Source organism: Streptomyces sp. NPDC036815, assembly GCF_055609205.1.
Genome location: NZ_JBVJPW010000016.1, coordinates 39955 through 66538, shown reverse-complemented (window position 1 = coordinate 66538; position 26584 = coordinate 39955). Strand labels below are relative to the sequence as shown.

Below are 26584 nucleotides of genomic sequence, written 5' to 3'. Positions count from 1 at the left end.
CTTCGCGGATGCAACTCGATGTGGGACAGTCAGAATTGAGCTCACGGTTCGCGGGAGGGGACTTCGTGCATGGTGATCTCGACGAGGGGGAAGAGAACCCGCCAACTTGCGGGCCGACTACCCGGGTTGTCACATCCGTTGCGCAGAGTTGCTGCCGATGTACGCGTGGTGGCGTACGTTGCCTCTGACCGCAACGGGCTCGGTATCGGGTGGGAGAGAAGGAGCCGTCGTGCTGAAGGAACGCGCGCTCAAGATCTGGGTGGACTGGACGGTTGCCGTGGCGTCCCGGGTCCGGGGGAAGGGGCGGGATGCGGGGGCGGGGTTCGTGGAGTATGCGGGGCTGATGATTCTTATTGCGGGGATCTTCGTCCTCATCGACGGCCTGGGCCTCGACGGCCAGATCTCCGGCGCGATCCAGGACGCGGTATCAGACGTGGTCGGCGGCTGAAGCGCCGCCTTCTCGGCAGTGACAGAGGGCAGACTCTCCCCATCTACATCTGGCTGACGGGGATTCTGCTCTTTGTCGCGTTCGCCTTCTTCGCGTTCGCGCAAGCGGCCTCGGCGCGTAACGGCGCCCAAACTGCCGCCGACGCCGCTGCGTTGGCAGCCACACAAGACGCCAGGGACGAGCTCATCGACGGTCTGGTGCTGTCCATCGGTGATGGCGACGACTGGCTCGACTGGCTCACCGGAGACAGGTTCGAGGGCTATGGAGCCCAGGCCGCGGCGAACGCGCTCGCCGCCGAGAACGACTCCACCGTCACCATCACGCGAGAAGAAGTCAACGGCTACTCAGGCTTCCGGGCGCAGGTCGAGACCAACTACACGGTTGGTGACTCGATCATCCCGGGTACGGAATCGAAACATGCCAAGGCGGATGCCGTCGCCGTCATCAAACCCCGCTGCGACTTCGACCCTTCAGCCGATCCGGAGAAGGCCGTGGAATTCAACTGCGCCGGCGGCGAATCCTTCGAGATCGATCCGGACGACTTCGAACTGGGTGACCTCCCGGACCCGTCCGTCCTCTTCTCTGTCCACTTGGCCGACTGACGAATGATCGACGAGAGAAGGAAGCCGCAGCGATGAACATTCGGCGCACCGCGACGACCCGCAGGGCAATGACCGCTGTGGCGATCACGACCGGTCTGGTCTTCACGGTCGTCGGCTGCGGTGGTGGAGATGGAGACGGCGACAAGTCGGATCGAGGGGCCTCGCCCACAGAGTCGGCCAAGGGCGGCGGGGAGGAGGACGAGGGAAAGGGTGAGAGCGACCGGGCCCCGGCATCGGACGAGGTGATGGCCGAAGTGAAGGGCGAGGAGAGCATCACGCTGACGGTCACCTCGGCTGTCCGTGATGACGGTGGCTTCGTGACCGTTTCCGGAAAGGTGACGAACAACGGCGGCAAGTTCTGGGCGGCCGCCAACTGGCGTGGCGAGGAACGGGAGCTCAACAAGAACGGGTCGTCCGTGGCGGGGGCGAACCTGGTCGACAACACAGGCAAGAAGAAGTACCTCGTGCTCCGGGACACCGAGGGACGGTGCCTGTGCACCAAGTTCACCGGAGGCGTCAAGCCGAGCCAGACTGCTGACTGGTACGCGCAGTTCCCCGCGCCGCCGGAAGGCACCACCAAGGTGGCGTTCCAGGTGGGCGCCATGCCCCCCGCCCCCATCGAAATCTCCGAGGGCGAGTGACCCATGACCCGCCACCCCCACCGCACCGCAGGCGCCGCCACCCTCACCGTTCTGGCCCTGCTCCTCGTCCCCGCGCCCGCCTGGGCCGACGACGAGGACCCCAGCGCACCCCCCGGCAGCACCACCACCTCCCCACCCCCCGAAGTCGACTCCACCAGCCCGGGGCTGAAGCTCGCCGACGGTGCCACCCTCGCGCCGGCCAAGGTGCTGGACATCAAGTCCGTCGTCGAGGACCTCGGCGGTGAGGAGCGCCGTGAGGACACCAACACGGACGTGAAGTTCGCGCTGCAGGCGGAGGTGCTGTTCCCCAAGGACAGTTCGAAGCTGAACCCGGAGGCGAACGCCCGGATCAAGGCCATCGCGGAGGAGGCCAAGAACCAGAAGGCCACGGACGTACGGGTGTTCGGGTTCACGGACAGCCTCGGGTCCTACGGCCACGGCAAGAAGCTCTCCCGCGAGCGCGCGGAAGCCGTGCACGACAGGATGGCGGGCTACCTCGGCCCCGAGGTCACGTACTCCGTGCGCGGCTACAGCGAGGACTACCCCATCGCGGACAACGGCTCCGAGGAGGGCCGCAGGAAGAACCGCCGGGTGGAGGTCTCCTTCCCGCGGGGGAGCGCGGGCGACACGACCGGGGCGACGGGCACTACGGGTTGAGCCACGGCCACCGCCCCACGTCCCCGCCCGCGCGCCAATCCCGCCAACCCCGCCCGCGCGCCAACCCCACCAACCCCGCCCGCGCGTCAGGCCCGCCCCCCGGACCCGTCCGGCAGGATTGCCCCATGAGCCCCACCAGCCCCCGCCCCACGCCCGGCCCCACCCCCCACTCCACCCCCCACCCAGCCCCCCACTCCACCCCCCACCGCCCCTTCGACGCCCTCGTCGCCGAAGCCGAGGCCGCGTCCACCGAAGGGTGGGACTTCTCCTGGTTCGAGGGGCGGGCCACCGAGGCGCGGCCCTCGTGGCGGTACGCCGAGGCCATGGCGCAGCGCCTCGCCGGGGCGTCCGCGAGCCTCGACATCCAGACCGGCGGCGGCGAGGTGCTGGCCTCCGCCGCCACCCTGCCGCGGCTCGCCGTGGCCACGGAAGGCTGGCCCGCGAACGTCGCCAAGGCCACCGCCCTGCTGCACCCGCGCGGCGTCGCCGTCGTCGCCTCGCCCGAGGACGCGCCGCTGCCGTTCGCGGACGGGGCGTTCGACCTCGTCACCAGCCGCCACCCGGTGAAGGCCCACTTCGACGACATCGCCCGCGTGCTGCGCCCCGGCGGCACGTACTTCGCGCAGCACGTCGGGCCCGCCAGCGTCTTCGAGGTCGTCGAGTACTTCCTCGGGCCGCAGCCCGCGGAGGTCAGGAACGCCCGCCACCCCGACCTGGAGCGCGCCGAGGCCGAGGCGGCGGGCCTGGAGGTCGTGGATCTGCGGGCCGAGCGGCTGCGGATCGAGTTCTACGACATCGGGGCGGTCGTCCACTTCCTGCGCAAGGTGGTGTGGATGGTCCCCGGCTTCAGCGTGGAGAAGTACCGGCCGCGCCTGCGCGAGCTGCACGACCGGATCGAGGCGGAAGGCCCCTTCGTGGCCCACAGCACCCGGCACCTCTTCGACCTCCGCAAGCCACCGCGGGCCGCCGGGTGAGGGGTCATACGGAGTGACGGCGTGACGGAGTGGCTGAGTGACTGAGTGGCTGAGTGACGAAGAGGGCGGCAATCAGGCGCATAACGCCGCCTAATGCGCCGATCCGGGCACTTCGCCCTCATCTCTCACATCGTGACGTACGCCCCGTAATTGAAGCCTTGATTCCGCATCGTTACCAATACTGGCTCGATCCGCCCGCCGACGTCACGTAAGTTCAGACCAAGGCTAATTCGCGTGAGCAAACCAACGCGGGCGGTGCCGTGCGGTGGAGGGGGCCGCGCGGCACCGCGAGCCGTCACTCCGTACCGCGCCCGGCGGCGCTCACGACGATCCGTGCACCCCGGCGCACGCCCCACCGGGCCATCGCCCCGGCCTCCGCCTCGATCACGTGCCGGGCCCGCGGTCGCGGCAGCCCGATCCGCCCCGGACGCATCGTCCGTACGGACAACACGCGCAACTTCCCGTCGAGATACGCCACATCAATGGCGAACCGCATCCGCACGGTGTGCACACTGCTCGCCGGTGACAGCAGCAGCGCCCCCACCACCCCCGTGCGCCCGAGCAGCCCCCGCCGCCGCGCCCGCGCCGACTCCGCGATCTCCAGCGGGATCTCCGGGAGGGCCGCCGGGGTGGGGACCGGGGACTCCCGCGGAGAGGGGCCCGGCGGGGGAGGGGAGACCGTCATCGTCGCCATGCCGCGAAATTAGCGCCACGGCCGCCCGAGGCGTCAAGCGCGCGAACCTCGCGGGGGTCCCTCTTGGGGGGTACCGCCGCACGCGGCCGAAATACGCCTGCGAACCCGCGATTCCGCCGGTGGAACGGGATCGCGCAGTCGTCGGCCGGTCTCGGAGAGTAGTTGTGGCGCGTCAATGCACCCAGCAGCACTTACGAAGGGTTATGGTGGAAACCCCCCCTCGGGCCGGTCCGTCTCCCCCCCACGGACCGGCCCGATTTTTTGTGCCACGAGATGGCTCAAGATCGACGTCCGGTTATCGTCAGGGACATGTCGAACCCATTCCCCCCTCCGCCCCCTGCGCAGCCCAACCCCCAGCAAGGTCTCCCCACGTACAACGGCCCCGCCCAGGACCCGGGCTACGGGCAGGGACAGGGCTACGGATACGGCCCCGGTTACCCGGGATACCCCGGACACCCCGGATACGGCCAGGGCCCGATGGGGCCGCAGCGGATGCCCGGCGTCGTCCGCGCCGCGCAGATCGTCACCTGGGTGCTCGCCGGACTCACCGTCATCGGCAGCATTCTCCTGATAGCCATCTCCAACCCGGAGACGGCCGGCGCGGCCCTCGGCGTGAACGTCTGCCTCCTGGTCGCCGCCGGCATGGCCTTCCGGTTCGGCACCGCGGGCAACGGCATCCGCGTCACATGCATCGTTCTGATGAGCGTGCAGATCCTGTTCGGGCTCGGCGGCGCGGCCGCGGGCAACCCCGGCGGGCTGCTGCCGCTGCTCGGCTCGATCGCCGTCGTCGTCCTGCTCTCGCAGGGCGTGGCGGGCGCGTGGTTCAAGCGGCCGCGCGTCTGACGCGACGCAGAACAACGGCGCCGGCGGAACACGGCACGCAGCGGAACACGGCACGCAGCGGGGAGCCCCGGACCGGAACGCATCCGGTCCGGGGCTCCCGCGCGTCCGCCCGCGCGCCGCGCCGGTCAGCCGCGCCCGGCCCAGATGTTGGTGCCGGGCGTCGACACCGCGAACGTGTCGATCGCGGACAGTTCGGCGTCCGTCAGCTTCGGGCCCGCGAGCGCCGCCACGTTCTCCTCCAACTGCTTGACGCTGGAGGCCCCGATCAGCGCGGAGGTCATCCGCTCGTCGCGGAGCACCCAGTTCAGGGCGAGCTGGGCGAGGGACTGGCCGCGCTTCGCCGCGATGCCGTTCAGGCCGTTCAGCCGGCGCACCACCTCGTCGCTCAGCAGGCCCGGGTCCAGGGATTTGCCCTGTGTCGCGCGCGAACCCTCCGGGATGCCCTGCAAGTACTTGTTCGTCAGCAGGCCCTGGGCGAGCGGCACGAAGGAGATGCAGCCCATCCCCGCCGCCTCCAGGGTGTCGAGCAGCCCGTCGTCCTCGGTCCAGCGGTTGATCATCGAGTACGAGGGCTGGTGGATGAGGGCCGGGACGCCCATCTCCCGCAGCAGCCGCGCCGCTTGGGCGGTCTGCTCGCTGTTGTACGAGGACACCCCCACGTACAGCGCCTTGCCCTGCTGGACGGCGGAGGCCAGGGCGCCCATCGTCTCCTCCAGCGGAGTCTCCGGGTCGAAGCGGTGGGAGTAGAAGATGTCCACGTAGTCGACGCCCATCCGCTTCAGCGACGCGTCCAACGACGACAGCAGATATTTGCGGCTGCCCCACTCGCCGTACGGGCCGGGGTGCATGAGGTAGCCGGCCTTGGTCGAGAGGACCAGCTCGTCACGGTACGGGGCGAAGTCCTGCGCGAAGATCTTGCCGAAGTTGAGCTCGGCCGAGCCGGCCGGGGGGCCGTAGTTGTTCGCCAGGTCGAAGTGCGTGACGCCCAGGTCGAAGGCGCGTCGCAGGATCTCGCGCTGCGTCCCGAGAGCCTTGTCGTCGCCGAAGTTGTGCCAGAGCCCGAGGGAGACGGCGGGCAGTTTCAGGCCGCTGCGACCCGTCCGCCGGTACTCCATCGAGTCGTAACGGTCCGGTGCCGCGCGATACAGAGACGTGTCGTTCATGGGGATGAAGCTACTTCAGGGTCCTGCCACCCGACTGTGGAGGGACGCTCGAGCGGCGGTAGGGTGTCGCCCTCGGGGTTGCTCTGGGCGCACCCCTGGAGATCGCCATCTGCTGGAGGCTGACACACGTGAACCTGCGCGACCTGGTGTACGGACTTTACGCACGCCGGGTGGAAGGCCGCCTCGACCACGACCAGGTGCCCAAGCACATCGGTGTCATCCTCGACGGCAACCGCCGTTGGGCCAAGGCGGCGGGCGGGACCACCGCTGAGGGCCACCAGGCGGGCGCGCACAAGATCGAGGAGTTCCTCGGCTGGTGTGCGGAGACGGACGTCGAGGTCGTGACGTTGTGGATGCTCTCCACCGACAACTTCGACCGGCCCGCGGACGAGCTGACGCCGCTCCTGGGCATCATCGAGGGCACCGTCCGCTCGCTCGTCGCGGACGGCCGCTGGCGGGTCCACCACGTCGGCGCCCTCGACCTCCTGCCGGCCCACACCCAGACGGTGATGAAGGAAGCCGAAGAGGCGACCCACCACAACACCGGGATACTGGTCAACGTGGCCGTCGGCTACGGCGGCCGCCAGGAGATCGCCGACGCGGTCCGCTCGCTGCTCCTCGAGCACGCGGACAACGGCGCCAGCCTGGAGGACGTCGCGGAGCGCGTCGACATCGACCAGATCTCCAAGCACCTCTACACCAGCGGCCAGCCGGACCCCGACCTGGTGATCCGAACGAGTGGTGAGCAGCGCCTCTCCGGATTCATGCTCTGGCAGTCGGCCCACTCCGAGTACTACTTCTGCGAAGTCTTCTGGCCGGCCTTCCGCAAGGTCGATTTCCTGCGTGCGCTGCGTGATTACGCGGCCCGCCACCGCCGCTACGGCGGCTGATCCGCTTTCGCCCCTGAGGTCGGGGTAACCCGGAGTTAACCAACGCGTCGTCATATGCCCTGGCATGGCTGCGCTTGTTCGAGGGAATAAGCCTTCCAGGTCGACGTCCGATTCACGGATGTCGTATCTCAGCGGACGGCATGGGCCGTCCGCCCGGGAGGCCCGTTGCACCAGGACGACCGTGTGAGCAGCACGGGCGACGTGGAGGGCCGGTGCTCGGCCCGCGCAGCGCGGCCCGTGACCGGTCCGGCTCACACCCGCCGGATCGCCCCCGGTATCCCTCCCGTCGCTCCCCGACCTCATCCGAGGGGGTACGTCCTTCCGTGGTGACCAGCACAAAGCGCCGCATGCCCGACAGGCGCACCTATGTTCTCGACACCAGCGTCCTGCTGGCCGATCCGAACGCCCTGACCCGCTTCGAGGAGCACGAAGTCGTGCTGCCGATCGTCGTGGTGACGGAGCTGGAGGCCAAGCGGCACCATCCGGAGCTCGGATACTTCGCCCGGCAGGCGCTGCGCCTGCTGGACGACTTCCGCATCCGGCACGGCCGCCTGGACGCCCCGATCCCGATCGGGGACCTGGGCGGTTCGCTGCGCGTCGAGCTCAACCACTCCGATCCCGGCGTGCTTCCGGCCGGCTACCGGTTGGGGGACAACGACTCACGGATTCTCGCCGTGGCGCGCAACCTGCAGGCCGAGGGGTACGACGTCACCGTCGTCTCCAAGGACCTGCCGCTCCGGATCAAGGCGTCCTCGGTGGGGCTCCTCGCCGAGGAGTACCGGGCCGAGCTCGCGATCACGGACTCCGGCTGGACCGGCATGTCCGAACTGACGCTCTCGGCCGAGCAGGTGGACCTCCTCTTCGAGGAGGACTCCCTGTACGTCCCGGAGGCGTCGGACCTGCCGGTGCACACGGGCCTCACCATCCAGTCGGAGCGGGGCAAGGCGCTCGGCCGCGTCACTGCCGACGGCAACGTCCGGCTCGTGCGCGGCGACCGTGAGGCCTTCGGCCTCAAGGGCAGGAGCGCCGAGCAGCGCGTCGCGCTCGACCTGCTCCTCGACCCGGACGTCGGCATCGTCTCGATGGGCGGCCGAGCGGGCACCGGCAAGTCGGCGCTGGCGCTCTGCGCGGGCCTGGAGGCCGTCCTCGAGCGCAGGCAGCACCAGAAGGTGATGGTCTTCAGGCCGCTGTACGCGGTGGGCGGGCAGGAGCTCGGCTATCTGCCCGGCACCGAGGCCGAGAAGATGGGCCCCTGGGCGCAGGCGGTCTTCGACACGCTCGGTTCGGTGGCGGGCAAGGAGGTCATCGAGGAGGTCACGGCGCGCGGGATGCTCGAAGTGCTCCCGCTCACCCACATCCGCGGGCGCTCCCTGCACGACGCGTTCGTGATCGTGGACGAGGCGCAGTCCCTGGAGCGGAACGTCCTGCTGACCGTGCTGTCGCGCATCGGGGCCAACTCCCGCGTCGTACTGACCCACGACGTGGCGCAGCGCGACAACCTCCGCGTGGGGAGGTACGACGGGGTGGTCGCCGTCGTCGAGAAGCTGAAGGGGCATCCGCTCTTCGCGCACGTCACGCTCACGCGCTCGGAGCGGTCGCAGATCGCGGCCCTGGTGACCGAAATGCTGGAGGACGGTCATATCTGAGGCGGTTCACGGCAGTTGCACCACAGATGGCGCCGCCCGGCAAAGCGAAGGAGCCTAGCCGGGCGGCGTCTTGCTGCACCCCTGTTTCCGTAAAACTCCTGGGGCAAACGGGGTGTGAGCTTTCCCACGCAACGGAGAATTGCCTTGCGGTGTCCGGCTGGGGCAGAGTCTGGGTCCTGTCAGGCCCCGCATGCGACACACCTGTACCCCCAGCGGTACCGAACACCAGAACTTCATAGTGACCGTCGCATGCCGCCCGAAGCACCACGCGACGCTCCCGCAACGGGAGTTGAGCACCGGGTCCGTGCCTCCCGTGACCGATCGCAAGCGGAGGCCAGCGCCAGGGGCACGATTGCGTCCGCGAGGTCACCTATGCGGGCGATGCTGGAAGGAAACCGTGTGAGCCGGATTTCGGTCCGGGGATTCGCCGTGGCTTCTGCCACCGCGGTCACCACCGTCGGCGCTGTCGTGGGTGTTGCCTCGGGCAACACCCAGCCCTCGAACTCGAACGACTTCGAGGCAGCGGCAAGCGACGCGACGCTCCTCGCAGACATACCCGCGGGTCAGCAGGCCCAGGTCCAGACCGCGTCCCTGGCGCAGCAGGCCGACGCGCAGGCCACGGCCGCCGACACCGCCGCGAAGAAGACCGCCGCGGAGGAGGCCCGCAAGCGGGCCGCCGCCTCGGCGATCGAGAAGCAGCAGGCCGCGGAGAAGGCGGAGGCCGCCAAGAAGGCCGCCGCCAAGAAGGAGCGTGAGGAGAAGGCCGAGACCAAGGCCAGCCGCTCCTCCGCCCGCGACGCCTCCAGCTTCGCGCCGCAGAGCTCTTACACGGTTGCCCAGGTCCAGGCGATGGCACGGCAGATGGTCCCCGGCGACCAGTTCCAGTGCTTCAGCAACATCGTCAACCACGAGTCGACCTGGAACTACAAGGCCACCAACGCCGGTTCGGGCGCGTACGGCCTCGTCCAGGCGCTGCCCGGTTCCAAGATGTCCTCGGCGGGCTCGGACTGGCAGACCAACCCGGCCACGCAGATCAAGTGGGGCCTGGGTTACATGAACGACCGCTACGGAAGCCCGTGCGGCGCCTGGAGCTTCTGGCAGGCGAACAACTGGTACTAGGCCGCACTCCGGCCGTACCGGTGCTCAACCTGGAGAGGCCCCCTACCGTCCTTCGGTGGGGGGTCTCTCCCGTGTACGGTCGGTGCGACAGCTCCAGGGGGGAGTGGTGGGGAAAGACGGGGGTAGAGGACGGATCATGTCGCGAGTGCCAGGGTGGCTCGGCCGGCTCGGCGCCGGACTGAGCGGGATGGGCGAGCGGTTGAACGAGCAGCGCCGCGACAAGGACGCCGACTCGGACACCGACGAGCCGAGGGATTCCGTCGTCGAGGACGACAGCGAACACGTGCCGCCGCCGCCCGCGTACGCGCCGGCCATAGCGGCGAGACCCGACCCCGTGGACGCCGTGCCGTGGGGCATGCGGGTCGCCGCCGAGGCCGGCTGGCGGCTGCTGATCCTCGCGGGCGCCCTCTGGGTCCTGATGAAGGTCATCAGTGCGGTGCAGCTGGTGGTGCTCGCGTTCGTGGCCGCCCTGCTGATCACCGCGCTGCTGCAGCCCACCGTGGCCCGGCTCAGGAAGCTGGGGCTGCCGCGCGGGCTCGCGACGGCGGTCACCGCGATCCTCGGCTTCGTCATCATGGGTCTGGTCGGCTGGTTCGTGGTGTGGCAGGTCATGGAGAACGCCGACGAACTGTCCCGGCAGGTCCAGGACGGCATCGAGGATCTGCGCAAGTGGCTCCTCAACAGCCCGTTCCACGTGACCGAGGACCAGATCAACGACATCGCCAAGAGCCTGCGGGACGCGGTCGGCTCCAACACGGAGGAGCTCACCTCCGCGGGCCTGGAAGGCGTCACCGTCATCGTCGAGATGCTGACCGGCATCCTGCTCGCGATGTTCTCGACGCTCTTCCTGCTCTACGACGGCAAGCGCATCTGGCAGTGGTTCCTGAAGCTGATGCCCGCCCAGGCGCGGCCCGGCATCGCGGGCGCGGGCCCGCGGGCCTGGCGCACGCTCACCGCGTACGTGCGCGGCACGGTGATAGTGGCCCTGATCGACGCCATCTTCATCGGCCTCGGCATCTACTTCCTCGGGGTGCCGATGGCGGTGCCGCTCGCCGTCATCATCTTCCTGGCCGCGTTCGTGCCGCTGGTCGGCGCCGTGGTCTCCGGCGCGCTCGCGGTGGTCGTCGCGCTGGTCACCCAGGGCGTGTTCACCGCGGTGATGGCGCTCGCGGTGGTCCTCGCGGTGCAGCAGATCGAGGGACACATCCTGCAGCCGTTCATCCTCGGCCGTGCGGTGCGGGTGCATCCGCTGGCGGTGATCCTGTCCGTCGCCGCGGGCGGCATGGTCGCCGGGGTCGGCGGTGCGGTCGTGGCGGTGCCGCTGGTGGCCGTCACGAACACGGTCGTCGGCTATCTGCGGGCGTACGCCCGGGAGGCCGCGCTGAAGCAGGCCCCGCAGCCCAGGGGCGCCACCGCCCTGGACTCCGCGGCCGTCTCCGCGTCCGCGCCCGCGTCGGCTTCCGCAGCGACGTCGGAGGCCGCGCCCGCCGCCGCGCCCGCCGCAGCGGCCGAGCGCACGGACGACCCGCAGGAGTAGCCCGCTCACGCGGAGACTCACTGAAAGCTCATACGAAAGTGGGGCCCGGAACCTTTCGGTTCCGGGCCCCACTCTCTTCAGGGTTTCCTGTACGAGCTCCAGGCGGGACTACGCGAGGTGAGCCTCGGAGTCCAGCGTGACGCCCACCGCCTGGATGACCGCGGCGACCTTGACGGCCTCCTGGATCGTCTCGCGGTCGACGCCGGCCTTGCGCAGGACCTGCTCGTGCGAGTCCAGGCACTGGCCGCAGCCGTTGATCGCGGAGACCGCGAGGGACCACAGCTCGAAGTCGACCTTCTCGACGCCCGGGTTGCCGATGACGTTCATCCGCAGACCGGCGCGCATCGTCCCGTACTCCGGGTCGGAGAGCAGGTGGCGCGTGCGGTAGAAGACGTTGTTCATCGCCATGATCGCGGCGGCGGACTTCGCGGCGGTGTACGCCTCCGCGGAGAGGTTCGCCTTCGCCTCCGGCTCCAGCTCGCGCAGCACGATCGGCGAGCGCGAGGCGATCGCGCAGGCCAGGACCGTGCCCCAGAGCTGCTGCTTGGGGAGGTCGCTGTTGCCGATGACCGAGCCGAGGTTCAGCTTCAGGTCCTTGGCGTAGTCCGGTACGGCGGACTTCAGTTCGTCGAGTGCCATGTCAGAAGACTCCTGTTCACTCGCCCGAGAGCAGCGCGACCGGGTCCAGGGTCTCGTCGCCCTGGGTCCAGTTGCAGGGGCACAGCTCGTCGGTCTGCAGGGCGTCGAGGACCCGGAGGACCTCCTTGGGGTTACGGCCCACGGAACCGGCGGTCACCATCGTGAACTGGATCTCGTTGTTCTGGTCGACGATGAAGACGGCGCGCTGCGCGAAGCCGTCCTCGCCCTCGATGCCGAGGTCACGCATGAGCTCGTGCTTCGAGTCGGCCAGCATCGGGAAGGGCAGGTCCGTCAGGTCCGGGTGGTCCTTGCGCCAGGCGTGGTGCACGAACTCGGAGTCACCGGAGAAGCCGAGGATCTGGGCGTCACGGTCGGCGAACTCGTCGTTCAGCTTGCCGAAGGCGGCGATCTCGGTCGGGCACACGAAGGTGAAGTCCTTGGGCCACGCGAAGACGATCTTCCACTTGCCCTCGTAGGTCTTGTGGTTGATCTGCTCGAACTCCGCGCCCTTCTCCAGCGAGACGCAGGCGGTCAGGTCGAACTCGGGGAACTTGTCACCGACAGTGAGCACACGTACTCCTTGCGACAAGGAAAATCCCTTTTGGGGAGATTCCTATGGGGTTGGACTGAAGTCGATGGTGGCACAGGGTGCATTGATTACGGAAATAGCTAGAGTGGGTCGTGTTGATCGGAGGTGGTTATCAGTGCGAGCCATACAAAGGGGCAAGCCGTCACAGGGCAGACAGCCCAGCCTGGCGCAGCTGCGCGCCTTCGCCGCCGTGGCCGAGCATCTGCACTTCCGCGATGCCGCCGCCGCGATCGGGATGAGCCAGCCCGCGCTCTCCGGGGCCGTGGCCGCGCTGGAGGAGGCACTGGGTGTCAAGCTCCTGGAGCGGACCACCCGCAAGGTGCTGCTCTCGCCCGCGGGCGAGCGGCTCTCCGTGCGGGTCAAGGCGGTCCTCGACGAGGTCGAGGCGCTCATGGAGGAGGCCGACGCGGTCAAGGCGCCGTTCACCGGTGCGCTGCGGCTCGGGGTGATCCCGACCGTGGCACCGTACCTGCTGCCCACGGTGATCGCGCTCGTCCACGAGCGGTACCCGGACCTGGACCTCCAGGTGCACGAGGAGCAGACCTCCTCGCTCCTCGAAGGGCTCACCGCCGGACGGCTCGACCTGCTGCTGCTCGCGGTGCCGCTCGGCGTGCCGGGGGTGAGCGAACTGCCGCTCTTCGACGAGGACTTCGTGCTCGTCACACCGCTGGACCACTGGCTCGGCGGCCGCGAGGGCATCCCGCGCGAGGCGCTGAAGGAGCTCAACCTGCTGCTCCTCGACGAGGGGCACTGCCTGCGCGACCAGGCGCTCGACATCTGCCGCGAGGCGGGCCGCGCGGAGGCGCCCGTCACCACGACAGCCGCTGGACTGTCCACGCTCGTCCAGCTCGTCGCCGGGGGGCTCGGCGTGACGCTGCTTCCGCGCACGGCCGTACGGGTGGAGACCAGCCGCAGCAATCAGCTCCTGACCGGGTACTTCGCCGATCCCGCGCCGACGCGGCGGATCGCGCTCGCGATGCGGACGGGGGCTGCGCGGGCCGCCGAGTACGAGGAATTGGCCGATGCCCTCAGGGAGGCGGTGCGGCCGTTGCCGGTGCGGGTCGGGTGAACCCGCACCGGCGTTCCGTGCGGACGCTGTGTCGAGAGCTGCGCGCCCGCCCGCGGCGGGGCGCGCAGCTGCCCGCGTCCCTTCGGCGCTACTCCGTACGCAAGCCGTCCGGGCGCATCATGCGACGCAGGGGCGGCAGGCTCAGCAGCGTCACGATCGCCACCATCGCCGCGCCCGCGCCCGTCAGGGGCAGGAACGACCACCAGTCGGTGACCGACTTGTCGATCATGCGGGTCATGACCACGCCGAGGCCGAGGCCGCCGACGATCGCGAGGGCGAGGCCGAGGGCGACCGGGAGCGCCGTCTGCCACAGGAGCGACCAGGCCATCGACGAGCGGCGCGTGCCGAACGCGGTGAGGACCGCCAGCAGCCGCTTGCGCTCACGCAGTTGCTCGATCATCGAGACCAGCATGGACGCCGCGATCAGCGCCATCGTGGCGCTCGCGCCGATCTGCAGACCGCGCGCGATGGACGCGTACTGCTTGTCGCGGTCGACCGACTTCAGGGTGTCCACGCCGGCGAACGGATCGATGCGGAGCGCCGTGTTGCGCACGTACTCCTCGGCGTCCGCCACCTTCGGGTCGGTCTTGACCCAGGAGGTCGTCGACGCGTCGTCCAGCTGCTTGACGTCGATGGCGCTCGGCGTCGCGAAGATGCCGTCGATCTTCCTGCCGGACGGGTTGGACCGTGCCCGGACGGTGGGCGTGTCCTTGGGCAGCGTCCACAGGACCGGCTCGGCCTTCTTGTCGTAGTCGGGGTCGGGCCCGACGTTGACCGGCTTGCCGGGGCGTGCCGTCTGGTCCACCCAGCCGTTCTGCTCCTTGCTGCCGGTGTGCGAGATGAAGGTGTCGCCGTCCTTGCAGGAGTCGATGTCCGCCAGCTCGCGCAGGGTCGCGCAGGTGCCGATGGTCACCTCCGTGGTCGGCGTGAGGTCGTTGACCTTCTTGCCGCCGGGCCGGGTGACGAACGCCTGCACGGTCCCGATGACCTTGGTGACGCCCTTGGTCGCGGTGAAGTCGTCGATCATCCGCTGGGTGAGGGCGCCGCTGACGGCCCCGCTGCGGACCGTGAGCTGGGCGCGCGTGGTGTCCTGGCCCGTGACCGCGTTGAAGTCGTCGTGCATGGACGCGAACATCATCTGCAGCGCCACCGCGCCCGCCACCGCGACGGTGATCCCGCTGACCGCGCGGGACGCGGTGCCGGTGGTCAGCTGGAGCCTGCGGACGGCGAGTTGCCAGGGCACCGGGCCGCCGCGCAGGCGTCCCACGACGGCCTCGACGAGCCAGGGAAGCAGCGCGCTGAGCCCGATCAGGGAGAGCGCCGAACCCACCGCGATCGCGGTCACGTTGACGGAGTCGTTGCCCATGTCGCGGTCGATGCGGCCGGAGTAGAGCAGGATGCCGATGCCGAGGACCGGCAGGACGAGCCGCCACCACAGGCGGCGCTTGCGCTGCTTGGCGCCGCGGAACACGCCGAGGGGCTCGATGGCGACCGCGCGCAGCGAGATCAGCGTCACCAGGACCGCGGACACCGGCACGGCCACCGCGACCAGCGCGACCAGGCCGGGCGAGGGCACCATGTCGGAGGGGTAGGCGCTGACGTTCGTCAGGTCGACCACGCCCACCAACTCCCGCAGGAGCAGGAAGAACACGGCGCCCGCGACGAGCCCGAGGAGCGCGCCGAACAGCGCTTCGCCCGCCGCGATCCTGCGCACCGCCCGGGCGTCCGCGCCGACCAGGCGCAGCGCGGCGAGCCGCCGGTCGCGCCGGTCGCCGCCGAACCGCACGGCCGTGCCGATGAAGATCGCCACCGGGGTGAGGAGCACGACGCAGATCAGGACGACGAGCGCCATCAGGAACGGGTCGAGGGGCAGCGAGTTGTCCTGTCCGAAGCTCTCGACGCGGTAGTTGTTGCCCGTCGCGGTGATCTTGTCGCTGCCCGCGTAGTAGTAGAGCTCCACCGGTGAGAGGAGGCCCGCCTTGCCGATGGTGCCGGTCACGCGGTAGTCGCGGAAGCGTTCCTTCAGCAGCTTGTTCGCCGGGTCGTCGAGCAGGTCGCGCAGCGCGGGCGAGACGACCATCTCGCCCGCCGCGGGGATCTTGTCGAGTCCCGGCGGCAGCGCCGGGTGCTCGCCGTCGGCGCGCAGGAAGAGGCCGGTCGGGCTCTTCCCGCGGAACGTGGTGCCGGTGTTGCGCATGACCACCGTCGAATCGGTCGCCTTGAGCGGCTTGCCGTCGAAGGAGGAGTGCGGTGTGCGCGCGAACGACCGGTCGTCGCGGTTCTGCAGCATGTTCGGCACCGACGCGGCGCCGAGCAGGAGCGCGACGCCGAGGCCGACGCCGACGGCGGTCAGGATCGTACGGATCCAGCCCTCGCGGCCGCCGCTCGTGGCGAACCGTATGCCCATGCCCAGGTCGCGCATCCAGGCGGCGACTCCGGTCGGGGCCCCGGCGGCCGGCGCCGCGACCGAGGGCGCCGGGCGGATTCGGGTGTCACTCATGAGGCCCGCTCCATGTCGCGGGACTTGCCGTCCCGCACGACGATCTCGCGGTCCGAGTACGCGGCGACGCGGGTCTCGTGGGTGACCAGGACGACGGCCGCGTTGGTGGAACGGGCCGCGTCGGTCAGGAGTTCCATGACGCGTTCGCCGTTCAGCGAGTCGAGGGCGCCGGTCGGCTCGTCGGCGAAGATCACACGCGGGCTCGGTGCGAGGGACCGGGCCACGGCGACGCGCTGGCCCTGGCCGCCGGAGACCTCGCCGGGCCGCTTGGCGGCGACGTCGTCGACCTCCAGACGCTCCATCCAGGAGCGGGCCGTCTCCTCGGCCGCCTTGCGCTTGACGCCGTTCATGCGCAGCGGCAGCGCGACGTTCTCGACGCAGGTGAGCTCGGGCACGAGCTGGCCGAACTGGAAGACGAAGCCGAACTCGCTGCGGCGCAGCGCGCTCAGCTCGGCGTCCGACATGCCGGTCAGCTCGCGGCCGCCGTACGTGATGGAGCCGGCGTCGGGGCGGACGATCCCGGCGAGGCAGTGCAGCAGGGTCGACTTGCCGGAGCCGGAGGGGCCCATGACGGCGACGACCTCACCGGGGTGGATGGAGAACGCGGCGCCGTCGAGCGCGGTGGTCGGGCCGTACTCCTTGCGGAGTCCGTCGGCCACGAGAAGGGAACCTGCGGGGGTCATGCGGAGCGCACCTCCTGGGCGAGCTTGCCGAGACGTGCGGCGGCCAGCTCCAGCCAGCGCAGATCGGCTTCGAGGTGGAAGAGCGCGTGGTCGCAGATGAGCTGGTCGGCGAGGTCGCCCTTGCGCTTGCGGTCGGTGAGGATGCGCATCAGGCGCAGGTGCTCCGCGCGCTGTACGTCGAGGAGTTCGGCGGCGTCGCGTTCGGTGAGGATCGCGAGGACGACTTTGGTGTAGAGGGTCGACTGGAGGTAGGGCTCGGGCTTCTCCGGGGTGGCGAGCCACCGCTGGACGTCCGTGATGCCCGCCTCGGTGATCGCGTACCGCTTGCGCTCGGGACCGCCGCCCGCCTCTATGCCGTCGACCTCGACGAGGCCGTTCTTCAGGAGCCGGGACATGGTCGAGTAGACCTGCCCGTAGTGCAGGGGCTTGTCGTGCCCGAACTTCTCGTCGAAGGCGCGCTTGAGGTCGTAACCGTGCCGGGGGCCGGATTCCAGAAGACCCAGAAGGGTGTGGCCAATGGACATGCGGAGCACTCTACACGGTGTGTATACGTGCGATGTATACCCAGGGTGTAGAGATCATTTGTGCGAGGGGTGCGCAACCATCGGGGGCCTGCGAACGTCGGTTCCTTAGGGGCAGGTGCTCATTGTCACGTCCGGAAAAGACCGGATGGGCAGGAGTTTGTCCCGCGGTGCGGTGTTAGCTTCATGAGCTGACTCGACGTACGCATGAGGACTAGACGGAAGCGGAGCACTCTCAGTCATGGGCCGAGCCGAAGAACGACAAGCGCGGCAGCGCGGGGCCCGCCGGGCAGCGCGCGGGCGCCCGTCCGGCGGGGGCAAGCCCAAGCGCACCGGCATACGGCGCTTCTTCACCTGGAAGAAGATCCTCGGCACGTTCCTCGGATTCTGCCTGCTCGGCATGCTCGGCTTCGTGGTCCTCTACCTCGTGGTGGACATACCCGAGGGCAACCCCGCGGCGAAGATGCAGAGCAACGTCTACAGGTACAGCAACGGCGACGTCATCGCCCGCACCGGCGACGTGAACCGCGAGATCGTCGACCTGGACAAGGTCCCCGAGGACGTCCAGAAGACCTTCGTCGCCGCGGAGAACAAGTCCTTCTACAAGGACGAGGGCATCGACTTCAAGGGCACCGCCCGCGGTGTGCTCAACACGGTGACCGGCAAGGGCAAGCAGGGTGGCTCCACCATCACCCAGCAGTACGTGAAGAACTACTACCTCAGCCAGGACCAGACCGTCAGCCGCAAGCTGAAGGAACTGGTCATCTCGCTGAAGGTGGACCGCGAGAAGAGCAAGGACGACATCCTCGCGGGCTACATCAACACCAGCTACTACGGCCGCGGCGCGTACGGCATCCAGGCCGCCGCCCAGGCCTACTACGGCGTCGACGCCAAGGACCTGAAGGTCGAGCAGGGCGCCTACCTCGCGGCGCTCCTCCAGGCCCCCAGCCAGTACGACTGGACCTCCGCGACGCCGACCGGCAGGAAGCTGGTCAAGGCGCGCTGGAACTACGTCCTCGACAACATGGTCGAGGAGGGCTGGCTCGACTCCGGCAAGCGCGAGGACCTGAAGTTCCCCACGCCCGAGAACCCCAAGGCCCCGCCCGGCCGCGAGGGGCAGATCGGCTACCTCGTGGAGGAGGCCAAGCGCGAGGTCCTGCGCAACAGCGGCCTCAGCGAGGCCGAGTTCGAGGCGGGCGGCTACACCGTCACGCTGAACATCGACCCCAAGAAGCAGAAGCAGCTCGAGCAGGCCGTCGACAAGAAGCTGAACGACAGGCTCGACCGGAAGAAGAACAAGGCGGACGCGCGGGTCCAGGCGGGCGCCGCGTCCGTCGACCCCAAGACGGGCAAGGTCCTCGCCATGTACGGCGGCGAGGACTACGTGAAGCACTACACGAACAACGCGACCCGCCGCGACTACCAGTCCGCCTCCACCTTCAAGCCGCTGATCCTCGCCGCGGCCCTGGAGCACGGTGCCACCACGCAGGACGGCAAGCCGATCACGGCCGGCACGATCTACGACGGCACCAGCAGGCGCCCGGTCAGGGGCAGCGAGGTCGGCTTCGCGCCGCCCAATGAGGACGGCGTCGACTACGGCCCCGTCACCGTCCAGAAGGCGATGAACAAGTCCATCAACTCCGTCTTCGCGCAGATGGGCGTCGACGTGGGCATGCCCGAGGTCATGGAGATGGCGGGCAAGCTCGGCATGGACGTCAAGGGCCTGCCGGCCGTGCCCGCGCAGACCCTGGGCTCCATGGGCGCGAGCCCGCTGGAGATGGCCGGCGTCTACGCCACGCTCGACAACCACGGCAAGAAGGTCACCCCGGCGCTCGTCGGCTCCGTCGAGCACAAGGACCGCACCATCGACCTGCCCGACCCGGTCGGCGACGAGGTCGTCAAGCGCGGCACGGCCGACTCGCTCACCTCGGTGCTCACCGGCGTGGTCGACGACGGCACGGGCCACGCGGTGCGCAACCCGGTGCAGGACGTGGCGGGCAAGACCGGTACCTCCGACGACAACAAGTCGGCCTGGTTCACCGGCTACACGCCGAAGCTGGTCACCTCCGTCGGCCTGTTCGGCGAGGGTGCCCCGGGCACCCCGGAGAAGAACAAGCAGGTCTCCATGAAGGGCGCGGGCGGCAAGGCGCGCGTCGACGGCGGCAGCTTCCCCGCCGAGATCTGGGCGGCGTACACCTTCGACGCCATGGGCGCGCCGAGCAGGTTCGACCTCAACACGGACATGGGCGCGGCCGTCGCGCCGCCGCCGGACCCGACGTCGAAGGCGCCGAAGGAGCCGACGAGCACCCCGTCGGAGCCTTCCCACAAGCCGACGCAGAAGCCGACGCAGAAGCCGACCCAGACCCCGACGCAGAAGCCGACGCAGACCCCGACGCAGAAGCCCACGGACAAGCCGACGCAGACTCCGACGGACACGCCGACCTCGACGATCGACCCCGAGGATCCCGACGACGGCCTGTTCGGCAGGGACTGACCCCGTACGAAGTCCCGTACGGCCTCCCGTACGAATACGCAGTAAGGCGCCCCGGACCGAAACGGTTCGGGGCGCCTTCGTCGTACGTACCCCGCGGGGCGCTCAGCTCCGGTTCAGCTCGAACCAGACCACCTTGCCGGTGCTCAGCCGGGTGGCGCCCCAGCGCCGCGCCATCTTGTTGACGAGGTACAGGCCGCGGCCGCCCTCGTCGGTGGCACGGGCATTGCGCAGGCGGGGCAGTTGCGGGACGTCGTCGCCGACCTCGCAGCGCAGCACGTCGGTCCGGAGCAGCCGCAGCGTGATCGGCCGCGACGCGTACCGCACGGCATTCGTCACGACCTCGCTGACCAGGAGCTCCACCGAGTCCGTGAGCTCCTCAAGGCCCCAGCGCACCAGCGCGCTGCGGGCCAGGCGGCGGGCGCGGGACGGGGTCGCGTTCTCCGGTTCGAGGAACCAGTACGCGACGTCGCTCGGCGCGATCCCGTCGAAGCGGGCGGCGAGCAGCGCGATGTCGTCGTCCCGGTCGCCGGGGCCGAGCATGTCGAGCACCTCGTCGCAGAGCGCTTCGAGGGGCGGCGGATGGTCGGGGCCCGTCAACTGGGCGGTCGCGGCGAGCCGTTCGCGCAGCTGCTCTATGCCGGTCCACACGTCGCGCAGCCGGGACTCCACGAGTCCGTCCGTGTAGAGGAGCAGCGTCGCGCCCGCGGGGGCGTCCAGCTCGACGGCCTCGAAGTCGACGCCGCCCACCCCGATGGGCGCGCCCGGCGGCACCCGGAGGACCTCGGCGCGGCCGCCCAGGTGCAGCAGGACGGGCGGCGGATGCCCGGCGTTGGCGATGGTGATGCGGTGCGAGACCGGGTCGTACACCGCGTAGAGGCAGGTGGCCATGCGGTCGGAGCCGAGCCGCTGGGCCTGCTCGTCCAGGTGGTGCAGGACCTCCTGGGGCGGCAGGTCGAGCCCGGCCAGGGTCTGGGCGGTCGTCCGCAGCTGGCCCATGATCGCCGCCGAGGTCATGGAGTGGCCCATGACGTCGCCCACGACCAGGGCGACCCGGCTGCCGGGCAGCGGGATCGCGTCGTACCAGTCGCCGCCGACGCGGGCGGTCTCGGCGGCGGGCAGATAGCGCGAGGCGAGCCGCACGCCCGTCGGGCGCGGCAGCGTCTCGGGCAGCATGGTGCGCTGCAGCTCGTCGGCGATGTACGCCTCGCGGCCGTACAGGACGGCCTTGTCGATGCCGAGCGCGCTGTGCGTGGCCAGCTGGGCGGCGACGAGCAGGTCGTCCCCCTCGAACGCGGGCCGGTCCGGGCGGCGCAGGAACACCGCGGCGCCGATCACCCGGCGCCTGCCGCGCAGCGGCGCGAGGATCGCCCGCTGCCCGCCCGGCAGGGTGCGCCCCTCGCCGAGCAGCTCGGGCAGTGCCGCCCGCGCCGCCGCCGAGTCCGCGAAGACGGGGCGCACACCGCGCAGGACCTCGGCGAGCGCGCCGCCCGGCCGCACCTCGCACAGCTCGGCGCTGCCCATCACGTCGGTGATGTCGGACTGCACCATCTGCAGCGCGGGCAGGGTGGCGCCGCCGTCGGTGTCCGGCTCCTCGGCGCCCTCCTCGATGGAGCGCAGCCGGTCGGTGCGGCGCAGGCGGAGCACCAGCGGCCCGGTGGGCCGCTCGTCGCCGACCGGCAGCGGGTCGCGCAGGTAGACCAGGATCGCGTCGGAGAACGTCGGCACGGTCGCCCGGCACAGCCCCATCACGATCTCGTCGAGGTCGATGCCGCGCGCGATGCGCCGGGTCGCGGCGCCCACGAAGCGCAGCCGGTCGCCGTCACGCCGCATCGCCACCGGGCCCGAACCCGGCGGCCTGGGCGCTCCGGAGCGCCGCTCCTCGCCGTCCGGCGGGGCCGCCGTACCGCCCGGGGCGGGTCCGGGCTGGGACGGCACGCCGCTCTCGGGCGCGGGGCGCGGCCGGTGCGGGTCGGGCTGGGCGGCCGAGGACTGGGAGTGCTCGCCGGATGGCACGGGGGCGTCCCGGCGCGACTCGCCGGTGGGTGCCTGGGCCGCTGGTCCGGCGCCGCCGCCCTCCGGGTGTTCGGGGGAACGCAGCAGCGCCCCGCGGGGATCCGCGGGGGCGGTCGGCCGGGCAGCTGGTGCCTTGCGACCCTCGTGGGGGGTGAGGTGCTCCGTCACGCGTTTCGAATCCGTCCGTCCGGGGCTGCGCGCCGTGCGCGCCGTCCAGCGTTGCACGTTGCTCAGCCGCGTCGGCAGTGCAGAAAGACCTGGTGCTCGGGTGGTGCGTCGGTGCTTGCGGGGGCGTACGCGTACGTGTCCTCGCCGGTGATCTCGAAGCCCGCGTCCCGCACGACCTGCCGCAGTTCGTCCCGCAGGTAACCCGATACCCGGATCGTGTGCCCCAGGAACGGAATTGCCGCGTCGTCCAGGTCGGCCTCGACCATGGACAGTTCCATCAGGCCTCCAGGTCGCAGCAGGCCGTGCAGCAGCCGCAGCGCCTCGGGGATCTCCGCGCGCGGCAGCATCAGGAGGGAGAAGAAGCAGACGATGCCGTCGAACGTGCCGACCCCGCCCGGCCCTTCGGCCCGCAGCTCGGCGATGTCGAGTTGCCGGAACCGGGCTGCCGGGACGTTCTTTCTCGCCAGGTCCAGCATGCCCGACGAGATGTCCGTGCCGAGGACCGAGTGGCCGGATTCGGTCAGTTGGCGGGCGGTCGGCAGGCCGGTGCCGCAGCCCACGTCGAGCACGGTGGAACCGGCGGGGAGCGCCGCGGCGAGGCGGCTTCCGGCCTCCAGTTGGCCTTCCTTGTGCGGGAAGGCGTCGTCGTAGTGCTGCCCGATGGCGTCAAAGGCCTCGGCCTGACCTCTGCGGTCCTCGCTCACGTTCTGCCGCCCCTCGATGACTTCCTGTCAGGCACCGCGCGGACGCACGGAGTTGCTGCTGTGCGCCCTTGCGGAGGACGATCCTACGTTTGAACCACGGGGGCGCATCAAGGGTCTCATGAGGACACATGCGCGGGCGTACGGTCCCAGTCATCCGGAAGGGAGGGTACGACCCAGGACGGATCGGGCCGCCAGTTCTGCCAGCCGTCCGAAAACGGCGCCCCCCAGGTCTCGATCACGTCAAGTGCGGCCCGCCCGGCGGCGCGGACGCCGGCGGCCTTGGCCGCGTCCATCAGGCCCACCCTGCGGGCCTGCTCGAACTCGTCCTCGTCGTGCCAGCGCCAGCTGCGGTCCGGACGCACGGAGATGTCCAGAAAGTGATCCTCGGAGTCGACGCCGCCGGCCCAACGGGCGCGTGGCTCCTCCAGGTTGACGTACCAGTTCTTGAACTTCCAGCCCGAGTCCCAGAAGAGCCAGACCGACCAGGGGTCGCCCGGCCGCGCGAGCTTGAGGACGCCGGTGCCGAACCAGTGGCCCGTGCGGACCGTGCGCGGCTTGGTGTAGCGGGTGGCGAGCGGCTCGTGGTGCAGGGGCGTCCCGTCGGCGATCACCGGCCGCACGCACTCGGTGCCGGGCGCCATCCACACGGCGAGCAGGTCCTCGGTGTCCCGCACGACGGTGACGGGGCGGCAGATGTGGACGCGGTGACCGGAGTTCTCCCGGTACCGCCACAGGATGTGCTCCCCCGGCGCCCACCGCGCCGCTCCGCCACCGGCCGTCGTCTGCCCGTCGAGGTCTGTCATGGACAGATACTAGACGCCACCCCGTTCACCGTCCGGCTCTGTCAGGGATGTGTCATGCGCAGGACGTCCAGCGCCTGGTCGAGCTGCTCCAGGGAGAGGTCGCCCCGCTCGACGTACCCGGACTCCAGGACCACCTCACGGATCGTCTTCCGCTCGGCGAGGGACTTCTTGGCGACCTTCGCCGCCTCCTCGTACCCGATGTACTTGTTCAGCGGGGTCACGACGGACGGCGAGGACTCGGCGTACTCGCGGGCCCGTTCGCGGTGGGCGGTGATGCCGTCGACGGTGCGGTCGGCGAGCAGTCGGGAGACGTTGGCGAGCAGCCTGACCGACTCCAGGACGTTCTTGGCGATGACCGGGAGCATCACGTTCAGCTCGAAGTTCCCCGCGGCGCCGGCCGCGGCGACCGTCGCGTCGTTACCGGTGACCTGCACGGCGACCATCAGGGCCGCCTCGGGGATGACCGGGTTGACCTTGCCGGGCATGATCGACGAGCCGGGCTGCAGGTCCGGCAGGCTGATCTCGGCGAGGCCGGTGCGCGGGCCCGACGCCATCCACCGCAGATCGTTCGCGATCTTCGTCAGGCCGACGCCGATGGTCCGCAGCTGTCCGCTGGTCTCGACGATGCCGTCGCGGGCGCCCTGCGCCTCGAAGTGGTCGCGCGCCTCGGTCAGCGGCAGCCCGGTGGCCCGCGCGACCTCGGCGATGACGGCGGCGGCGAAGCCGGGCGGGGTGTTGATACCGGTGCCCACGGCCGTGCCGCCGAGCGGCAGTTCGGCGAGGCGGGGGAGCGAGGCGCGCAGCCGCTCGACGCCGTACCGCACCTGGGCCGCGTATCCGCCGAACTCCTGGCCCAGTGTCACGGGCGTGGCGTCCATGAGGTGCGTACGGCCGGACTTCACGACGTCCGCGAACTCCTCCGCCTTGCGCTCCAGGGCGGCGGCGAGGTGTTCCAGGGCGGGGATCAGGTCACCGGTGACCGCGCTCGTTGCCGCGATGTGGATCGAGGACGGGAAGACGTCGTTGGACGACTGCGAGGCGTTCACGTGGTCGTTGGGGTGGACGTCGCGGCCGAGGCGCTCGGTGGCGAGGGTGGCGAGGACCTCGTTGGTGTTCATGTTGGACGAGGTGCCGGAGCCGGTCTGGAAGACGTCGACCGGGAAGTGGTCGTCCCAGCGCCCGTCGGCGACCTCGGCGGCCGCGGCGGCGATGGCCTCGGCGATGTCCTTGTCGAGCACCCCGAGCTCCGCGTTGACCTGGGCGGCGGCCGCCTTGATCTGTGCGAGGGCGGCGATGTGGGCGCGTTCGAGAACCTGCCCGGAGATGGGGAAGTTCTCCACCGCGCGCTGGGTCTGGGCGCGCCATTTGGCGTGCGCGGGGACCCGTACCTCGCCCATGGAGTCGTGCTCGGTCCGGTACTCGCCGGTGCGGTCGTCGCTGGCGTCACTGGTCATGCCCTGAACCTACCTCTCCGTTCAAACCCCGTGAAAAGTTGAGCACTTGTCTTGTTCCAGGTATTCCCAAGCCTGCTACTGACCAGTAAAAACCCTGGGTAACACCACACCGGGGAGGCGCAATGAAGCGCATCAGAAGCAGCGGTGACCGACTGCGACGTTCGTTCGCGGCAGCCGTCGCGATGGCTGCCGTGCTCGGCACGGCAGCCGCCGTACCCGCCCGGGCGGCGGACGGGGGCGAGGGGAAGGCGCCCGTCGCGACGCCCCTCCCGCCCGAGCTGGAGAAGATCCGGGCGGCCGAGGCCACGAAGCTCTACGGCAGTCCGGCCGAGCGCCCGATGGCCGACCGCAAGACCGGCCTGATCTCGCTCGGCGACAGCGAGATCTCCGGCGAGGGCGTCGGGACGTACGAGCCCGGCACCGACGGCCCCGACAACTGGTGCCATCGCTCGCCGGACGCCGCGATCCACCGCACCGGCATCCCGGCCGACGTCACGTACAACGTCGCCTGCTCGGGAGCGCAGACCGTCAACATCAGGATCGGCGGCCAGAAGCAGTACGCCGACGAGCTGGTCCAGAGCGACAATCTCGCCGTCAAGGCGCGCAACACGAAGATCAAGACGATTCTGCTGGTCATCGGCGCCAACGACGACCTCGACTTCTCCGGGGTGATGACGGACTGCGTCACCCGCTTCCTGCTCAGCCAGGGCGCGTGCGCGGGCAAGTACAACGACGGCTGGCAGGCGCGCGTCGACGGGCTCGTGCCCAAGGTCGAGCAGTCCATCCGCGACCTGAAGACCGTCATGAAGGACGCGGGCTACCAGGAGGGCGACTACAAGCTCGTCGCGATGGGCTATCCGAGCCCGATCGGCCCGGACTTCCGCGACAACCCCTCGTTCCCCGGCAAGCTGGCCTGCGGCGGACTCGGCTACGACTCCGACACCGAGTGGGGCCGCAACTACGCGGTGCCCGCCTTCGGGACCGGCATGCGCAAGGCCGCGCGGAACGCGGGCGCGATCTACCTCGACAACTCGCGGCTCTTCCACGGCCACGAGGTCTGCATGGAGGACACCTGGGCGCGCGGCCTCCACGTCGACCTGTCGAACCCGTTCCCGCCGGACTCCAACTCGGTGCGCCAGTCCTTCCACCCCAACGCCCGCGGCCACGCCGCCTTCGCGTCCTGCCTCACCCAGATCTACAACTCCGGCAAGCGTGAGGGCAGTTGCGCCGACCCGGCGAGCACGGGCAGCCCGAAGCTGTACGAAGGGGCCTGGGACGACGCGTACAGGCCCCTGAAGAACGAGGCCACCGGGACCTGCGTGGACGTCGACGCGTCCAAGAGCCGCAACGGCACCAAGGTCCAGGGCTGGGACTGCACCGGCAACCGCAACCAGACCTGGTGGTACGACGGTTCTTCCGGCGGCCAGAAGTCGCTGCACACCGGACTGACCCAGGACCGCTGCCTGGACGTGCCGGACGGGGCCTACAAGGAAGGCACCGCCGTCACCCTCTGGAACTGCCACGGCGGCGCCAACCAGAAGTTCGCCCGTGTGTCGGGCAGCCTGCGTCCCGCCTCGGACACCGGGCTCTGCCTGACCCTGGCGGGGGCCAAGGAGCCGCTGAAGCTCCAGAAGTGCACGGGGGCGGCGAACCAGCGGTTCGCCTAGGAGCCTGCCTTCTCGGGAACTGCGCGTCCTTTCGCCGCGGGCGCGCCGTGGCCGGTCGCGCAGTTC

General features: G+C 70.2%; 24 protein-coding genes. 13 read left to right on the top strand and 11 right to left on the bottom strand.

Annotated features, from left to right (window positions below; genetic code table 11):
- The first annotated feature begins 259 nt into the window (after positions 1-259).
- The 5 genes from ACZ69I_RS27760 to ACZ69I_RS27740 all read left to right on the top strand — a co-directional run bounded on the left by ACZ69I_RS27760 (position 260) and on the right by ACZ69I_RS27740 (position 3322).
- Positions 260-448, top strand: coding sequence for a hypothetical protein (locus tag ACZ69I_RS27760; protein ID WP_467681096.1), 189 nt, complete (start codon positions 260-262; stop codon positions 446-448).
- A complete protein-coding gene (locus ACZ69I_RS27755; RefSeq protein WP_470835404.1) occupies positions 445-1050 on the top strand; it encodes a pilus assembly protein TadG-related protein in 606 nt (201 codons plus the stop codon). The genes ACZ69I_RS27760 and ACZ69I_RS27755 overlap by 4 nt, the downstream gene beginning before the upstream one ends.
- 32 nt (positions 1051-1082) lie before the next feature.
- Positions 1083-1691, top strand: a complete 609-nt coding sequence (locus ACZ69I_RS27750; RefSeq protein WP_470835307.1) for a hypothetical protein — start codon at positions 1083-1085, stop codon at positions 1689-1691.
- A gap of 3 nt (positions 1692-1694) precedes the next feature.
- Positions 1695-2348: an OmpA family protein gene (locus tag ACZ69I_RS27745; protein ID WP_467680914.1), complete on the top strand. Its 654-nt coding sequence runs from the start codon at positions 1695-1697 to the stop codon at positions 2346-2348.
- 125 nt (positions 2349-2473) lie between these two features.
- Entirely contained in the window at positions 2474-3322 is an 849-nt protein-coding gene (locus tag ACZ69I_RS27740) for a class I SAM-dependent methyltransferase (RefSeq protein WP_470835306.1), read from the top strand.
- Between the two features lie 295 nt (positions 3323-3617).
- On the opposite strand, the gene ACZ69I_RS27735 is transcribed toward ACZ69I_RS27740, so the two are convergent.
- Positions 3618-4007 carry a DUF192 domain-containing protein gene (locus ACZ69I_RS27735; RefSeq protein ID WP_470835403.1) on the bottom strand — a complete coding sequence of 130 codons (390 nt, stop codon included), beginning with the start codon at positions 4005-4007 and terminating at the stop codon, positions 3618-3620.
- 318 nt (positions 4008-4325) lie between these two features.
- Between ACZ69I_RS27735 and ACZ69I_RS27730 the strand changes: the two genes are divergently transcribed.
- Positions 4326-4859, top strand: a complete 534-nt coding sequence (locus ACZ69I_RS27730) for a hypothetical protein (protein WP_467680910.1) — start codon at positions 4326-4328, stop codon at positions 4857-4859.
- Between the two features lie 125 nt (positions 4860-4984).
- Here ACZ69I_RS27730 and mgrA read toward each other — a convergent pair whose 3' ends face one another.
- A complete protein-coding gene (mgrA, locus tag ACZ69I_RS27725; RefSeq protein ID WP_470835305.1) occupies positions 4985-6022 on the bottom strand; it encodes an L-glyceraldehyde 3-phosphate reductase in 1038 nt (345 codons plus the stop codon).
- A gap of 128 nt (positions 6023-6150) precedes the next feature.
- On the opposite strand from mgrA, the gene ACZ69I_RS27720 reads away from it, so the two are divergent.
- The 4 genes from ACZ69I_RS27720 (at position 6151) to ACZ69I_RS27705 (ending at position 11214) form a co-directional block, all read left to right on the top strand.
- Positions 6151-6912, top strand: coding sequence for an isoprenyl transferase (locus ACZ69I_RS27720; protein WP_467680906.1), 762 nt, complete (start codon positions 6151-6153; stop codon positions 6910-6912).
- Between the two features lie 323 nt (positions 6913-7235).
- Positions 7236-8558 (top strand): PhoH family protein, encoded by a 1323-nt coding sequence (locus ACZ69I_RS27715; RefSeq protein WP_467680904.1) that lies wholly within the window; start codon positions 7236-7238, stop codon positions 8556-8558.
- 399 nt (positions 8559-8957) lie between these two features.
- Positions 8958-9677, top strand: coding sequence for an aggregation-promoting factor C-terminal-like domain-containing protein (locus tag ACZ69I_RS27710; RefSeq protein ID WP_467680902.1), 720 nt, complete (start codon positions 8958-8960; stop codon positions 9675-9677).
- Between the two features lie 136 nt (positions 9678-9813).
- Positions 9814-11214: an AI-2E family transporter gene (locus tag ACZ69I_RS27705; protein ID WP_470835303.1), complete on the top strand. Its 1401-nt coding sequence runs from the start codon at positions 9814-9816 to the stop codon at positions 11212-11214.
- 108 nt (positions 11215-11322) lie between these two features.
- Here the strand turns inward: ACZ69I_RS27705 and ACZ69I_RS27700 are convergent, their stop codons facing one another.
- Positions 11323-11853 carry an alkyl hydroperoxide reductase gene (locus ACZ69I_RS27700; protein WP_467680898.1) on the bottom strand — a complete coding sequence of 177 codons (531 nt, stop codon included), beginning with the start codon at positions 11851-11853 and terminating at the stop codon, positions 11323-11325.
- 16 nt (positions 11854-11869) lie between these two features.
- On the bottom strand, positions 11870-12424 hold the full coding sequence (locus ACZ69I_RS27695; RefSeq protein WP_389719798.1) for a peroxiredoxin: 555 nt from the start codon (positions 12422-12424) through the stop codon (positions 11870-11872).
- Positions 12425-12557: 133 nt separating this feature from the next.
- Between ACZ69I_RS27695 and ACZ69I_RS27690 the strand changes: the two genes are divergently transcribed.
- Complete coding sequence (locus ACZ69I_RS27690; RefSeq protein ID WP_467680894.1) at positions 12558-13511, top strand: LysR substrate-binding domain-containing protein; 954 nt, start codon at positions 12558-12560, stop codon at positions 13509-13511.
- Between the two features lie 88 nt (positions 13512-13599).
- On the opposite strand, the gene ACZ69I_RS27685 is transcribed toward ACZ69I_RS27690, so the two are convergent.
- The 3 genes from ACZ69I_RS27685 to ACZ69I_RS27675 are packed head-to-tail and all read right to left on the bottom strand — an operon-like array spanning position 13600 to position 17218.
- Positions 13600-16011 (bottom strand): ABC transporter permease, encoded by a 2412-nt coding sequence (locus ACZ69I_RS27685; RefSeq protein WP_470835302.1) that lies wholly within the window; start codon positions 16009-16011, stop codon positions 13600-13602.
- Positions 16008-16694, bottom strand: coding sequence for an ABC transporter ATP-binding protein (locus ACZ69I_RS27680; protein WP_467680890.1), 687 nt, complete (start codon positions 16692-16694; stop codon positions 16008-16010). The genes ACZ69I_RS27685 and ACZ69I_RS27680 overlap by 4 nt, the downstream gene beginning before the upstream one ends.
- Positions 16691-17218 (bottom strand): PadR family transcriptional regulator, encoded by a 528-nt coding sequence (locus tag ACZ69I_RS27675; protein ID WP_470835300.1) that lies wholly within the window; start codon positions 17216-17218, stop codon positions 16691-16693. Before ACZ69I_RS27675 ends, ACZ69I_RS27680 begins: the two co-directional genes overlap by 4 nt.
- Before the next feature lie 238 nt (positions 17219-17456).
- Here ACZ69I_RS27675 and ACZ69I_RS27670 point away from each other — a divergent pair, with 238 nt between their 5' ends.
- Entirely contained in the window at positions 17457-19709 is a 2253-nt protein-coding gene (locus ACZ69I_RS27670; protein WP_470835298.1) for a transglycosylase domain-containing protein, read from the top strand.
- A 102-nt stretch (positions 19710-19811) separates the two neighbouring features.
- On the opposite strand, the gene ACZ69I_RS27665 is transcribed toward ACZ69I_RS27670, so the two are convergent.
- From ACZ69I_RS27665 to ACZ69I_RS27650, 4 genes are all read right to left on the bottom strand, one after another.
- Positions 19812-21890 carry a SpoIIE family protein phosphatase gene (locus ACZ69I_RS27665; RefSeq protein ID WP_470835297.1) on the bottom strand — a complete coding sequence of 693 codons (2079 nt, stop codon included), beginning with the start codon at positions 21888-21890 and terminating at the stop codon, positions 19812-19814.
- A gap of 62 nt (positions 21891-21952) precedes the next feature.
- Positions 21953-22594, bottom strand: coding sequence for a class I SAM-dependent methyltransferase (locus tag ACZ69I_RS27660; protein ID WP_467680882.1), 642 nt, complete (start codon positions 22592-22594; stop codon positions 21953-21955).
- Between the two features lie 116 nt (positions 22595-22710).
- Positions 22711-23397, bottom strand: a complete 687-nt coding sequence (fomD, locus tag ACZ69I_RS27655) for a cytidylyl-2-hydroxypropylphosphonate hydrolase (protein WP_470835296.1) — start codon at positions 23395-23397, stop codon at positions 22711-22713.
- Positions 23398-23438: 41 nt separating this feature from the next.
- The gene (locus ACZ69I_RS27650; RefSeq protein WP_470835294.1) at positions 23439-24851 is read right to left on the bottom strand and encodes a class II fumarate hydratase; all 1413 of its coding nucleotides are present in this window, start codon (positions 24849-24851) and stop codon (positions 23439-23441) included.
- 122 nt (positions 24852-24973) lie between these two features.
- Here ACZ69I_RS27650 and ACZ69I_RS27645 point away from each other — a divergent pair, with 122 nt between their 5' ends.
- Positions 24974-26518: a ricin-type beta-trefoil lectin domain protein gene (locus ACZ69I_RS27645; protein ID WP_470835293.1), complete on the top strand. Its 1545-nt coding sequence runs from the start codon at positions 24974-24976 to the stop codon at positions 26516-26518.
- Positions 26519-26584: the final 66 nt, after the last annotated feature.

Excerpts from the sequence above, each read along its gene's own strand:
- ACZ69I_RS27750 (WP_470835307.1), top strand. The coding sequence starts at position 1,083 with ATGAACATTCGGCGCACCGCGACGACCCGCAGGGCAATGACCGCTGTG.
- ACZ69I_RS27745 (WP_467680914.1), top strand. The coding sequence starts at position 1,695 with ATGACCCGCCACCCCCACCGCACCGCAGGCGCCGCCACCCTCACCGTT.
- ACZ69I_RS27740 (WP_470835306.1), top strand. The coding sequence starts at position 2,474 with ATGAGCCCCACCAGCCCCCGCCCCACGCCCGGCCCCACCCCCCACTCC.
- ACZ69I_RS27735 (WP_470835403.1), bottom strand. The coding sequence starts at position 4,007 with ATGACGGTCTCCCCTCCCCCGCCGGGCCCCTCTCCGCGGGAGTCCCCG.
- ACZ69I_RS27730 (WP_467680910.1), top strand. The coding sequence starts at position 4,326 with ATGTCGAACCCATTCCCCCCTCCGCCCCCTGCGCAGCCCAACCCCCAG.
- mgrA (WP_470835305.1), bottom strand. The coding sequence starts at position 6,022 with ATGAACGACACGTCTCTGTATCGCGCGGCACCGGACCGTTACGACTCG.
- ACZ69I_RS27705 (WP_470835303.1), top strand. The coding sequence starts at position 9,814 with ATGTCGCGAGTGCCAGGGTGGCTCGGCCGGCTCGGCGCCGGACTGAGC.
- ACZ69I_RS27700 (WP_467680898.1), bottom strand. The coding sequence starts at position 11,853 with ATGGCACTCGACGAACTGAAGTCCGCCGTACCGGACTACGCCAAGGAC.
- ACZ69I_RS27685 (WP_470835302.1), bottom strand. The coding sequence starts at position 16,011 with ATGAGTGACACCCGAATCCGCCCGGCGCCCTCGGTCGCGGCGCCGGCC.
- ACZ69I_RS27680 (WP_467680890.1), bottom strand. The coding sequence starts at position 16,694 with ATGACCCCCGCAGGTTCCCTTCTCGTGGCCGACGGACTCCGCAAGGAG.
- ACZ69I_RS27675 (WP_470835300.1), bottom strand. The coding sequence starts at position 17,218 with ATGTCCATTGGCCACACCCTTCTGGGTCTTCTGGAATCCGGCCCCCGG.
- ACZ69I_RS27670 (WP_470835298.1), top strand. The coding sequence starts at position 17,457 with ATGGGCCGAGCCGAAGAACGACAAGCGCGGCAGCGCGGGGCCCGCCGG.
- fomD (WP_470835296.1), bottom strand. The coding sequence starts at position 23,397 with ATGACAGACCTCGACGGGCAGACGACGGCCGGTGGCGGAGCGGCGCGG.
- ACZ69I_RS27650 (WP_470835294.1), bottom strand. The coding sequence starts at position 24,851 with ATGACCAGTGACGCCAGCGACGACCGCACCGGCGAGTACCGGACCGAG.
- ACZ69I_RS27645 (WP_470835293.1), top strand. The coding sequence starts at position 24,974 with ATGAAGCGCATCAGAAGCAGCGGTGACCGACTGCGACGTTCGTTCGCG.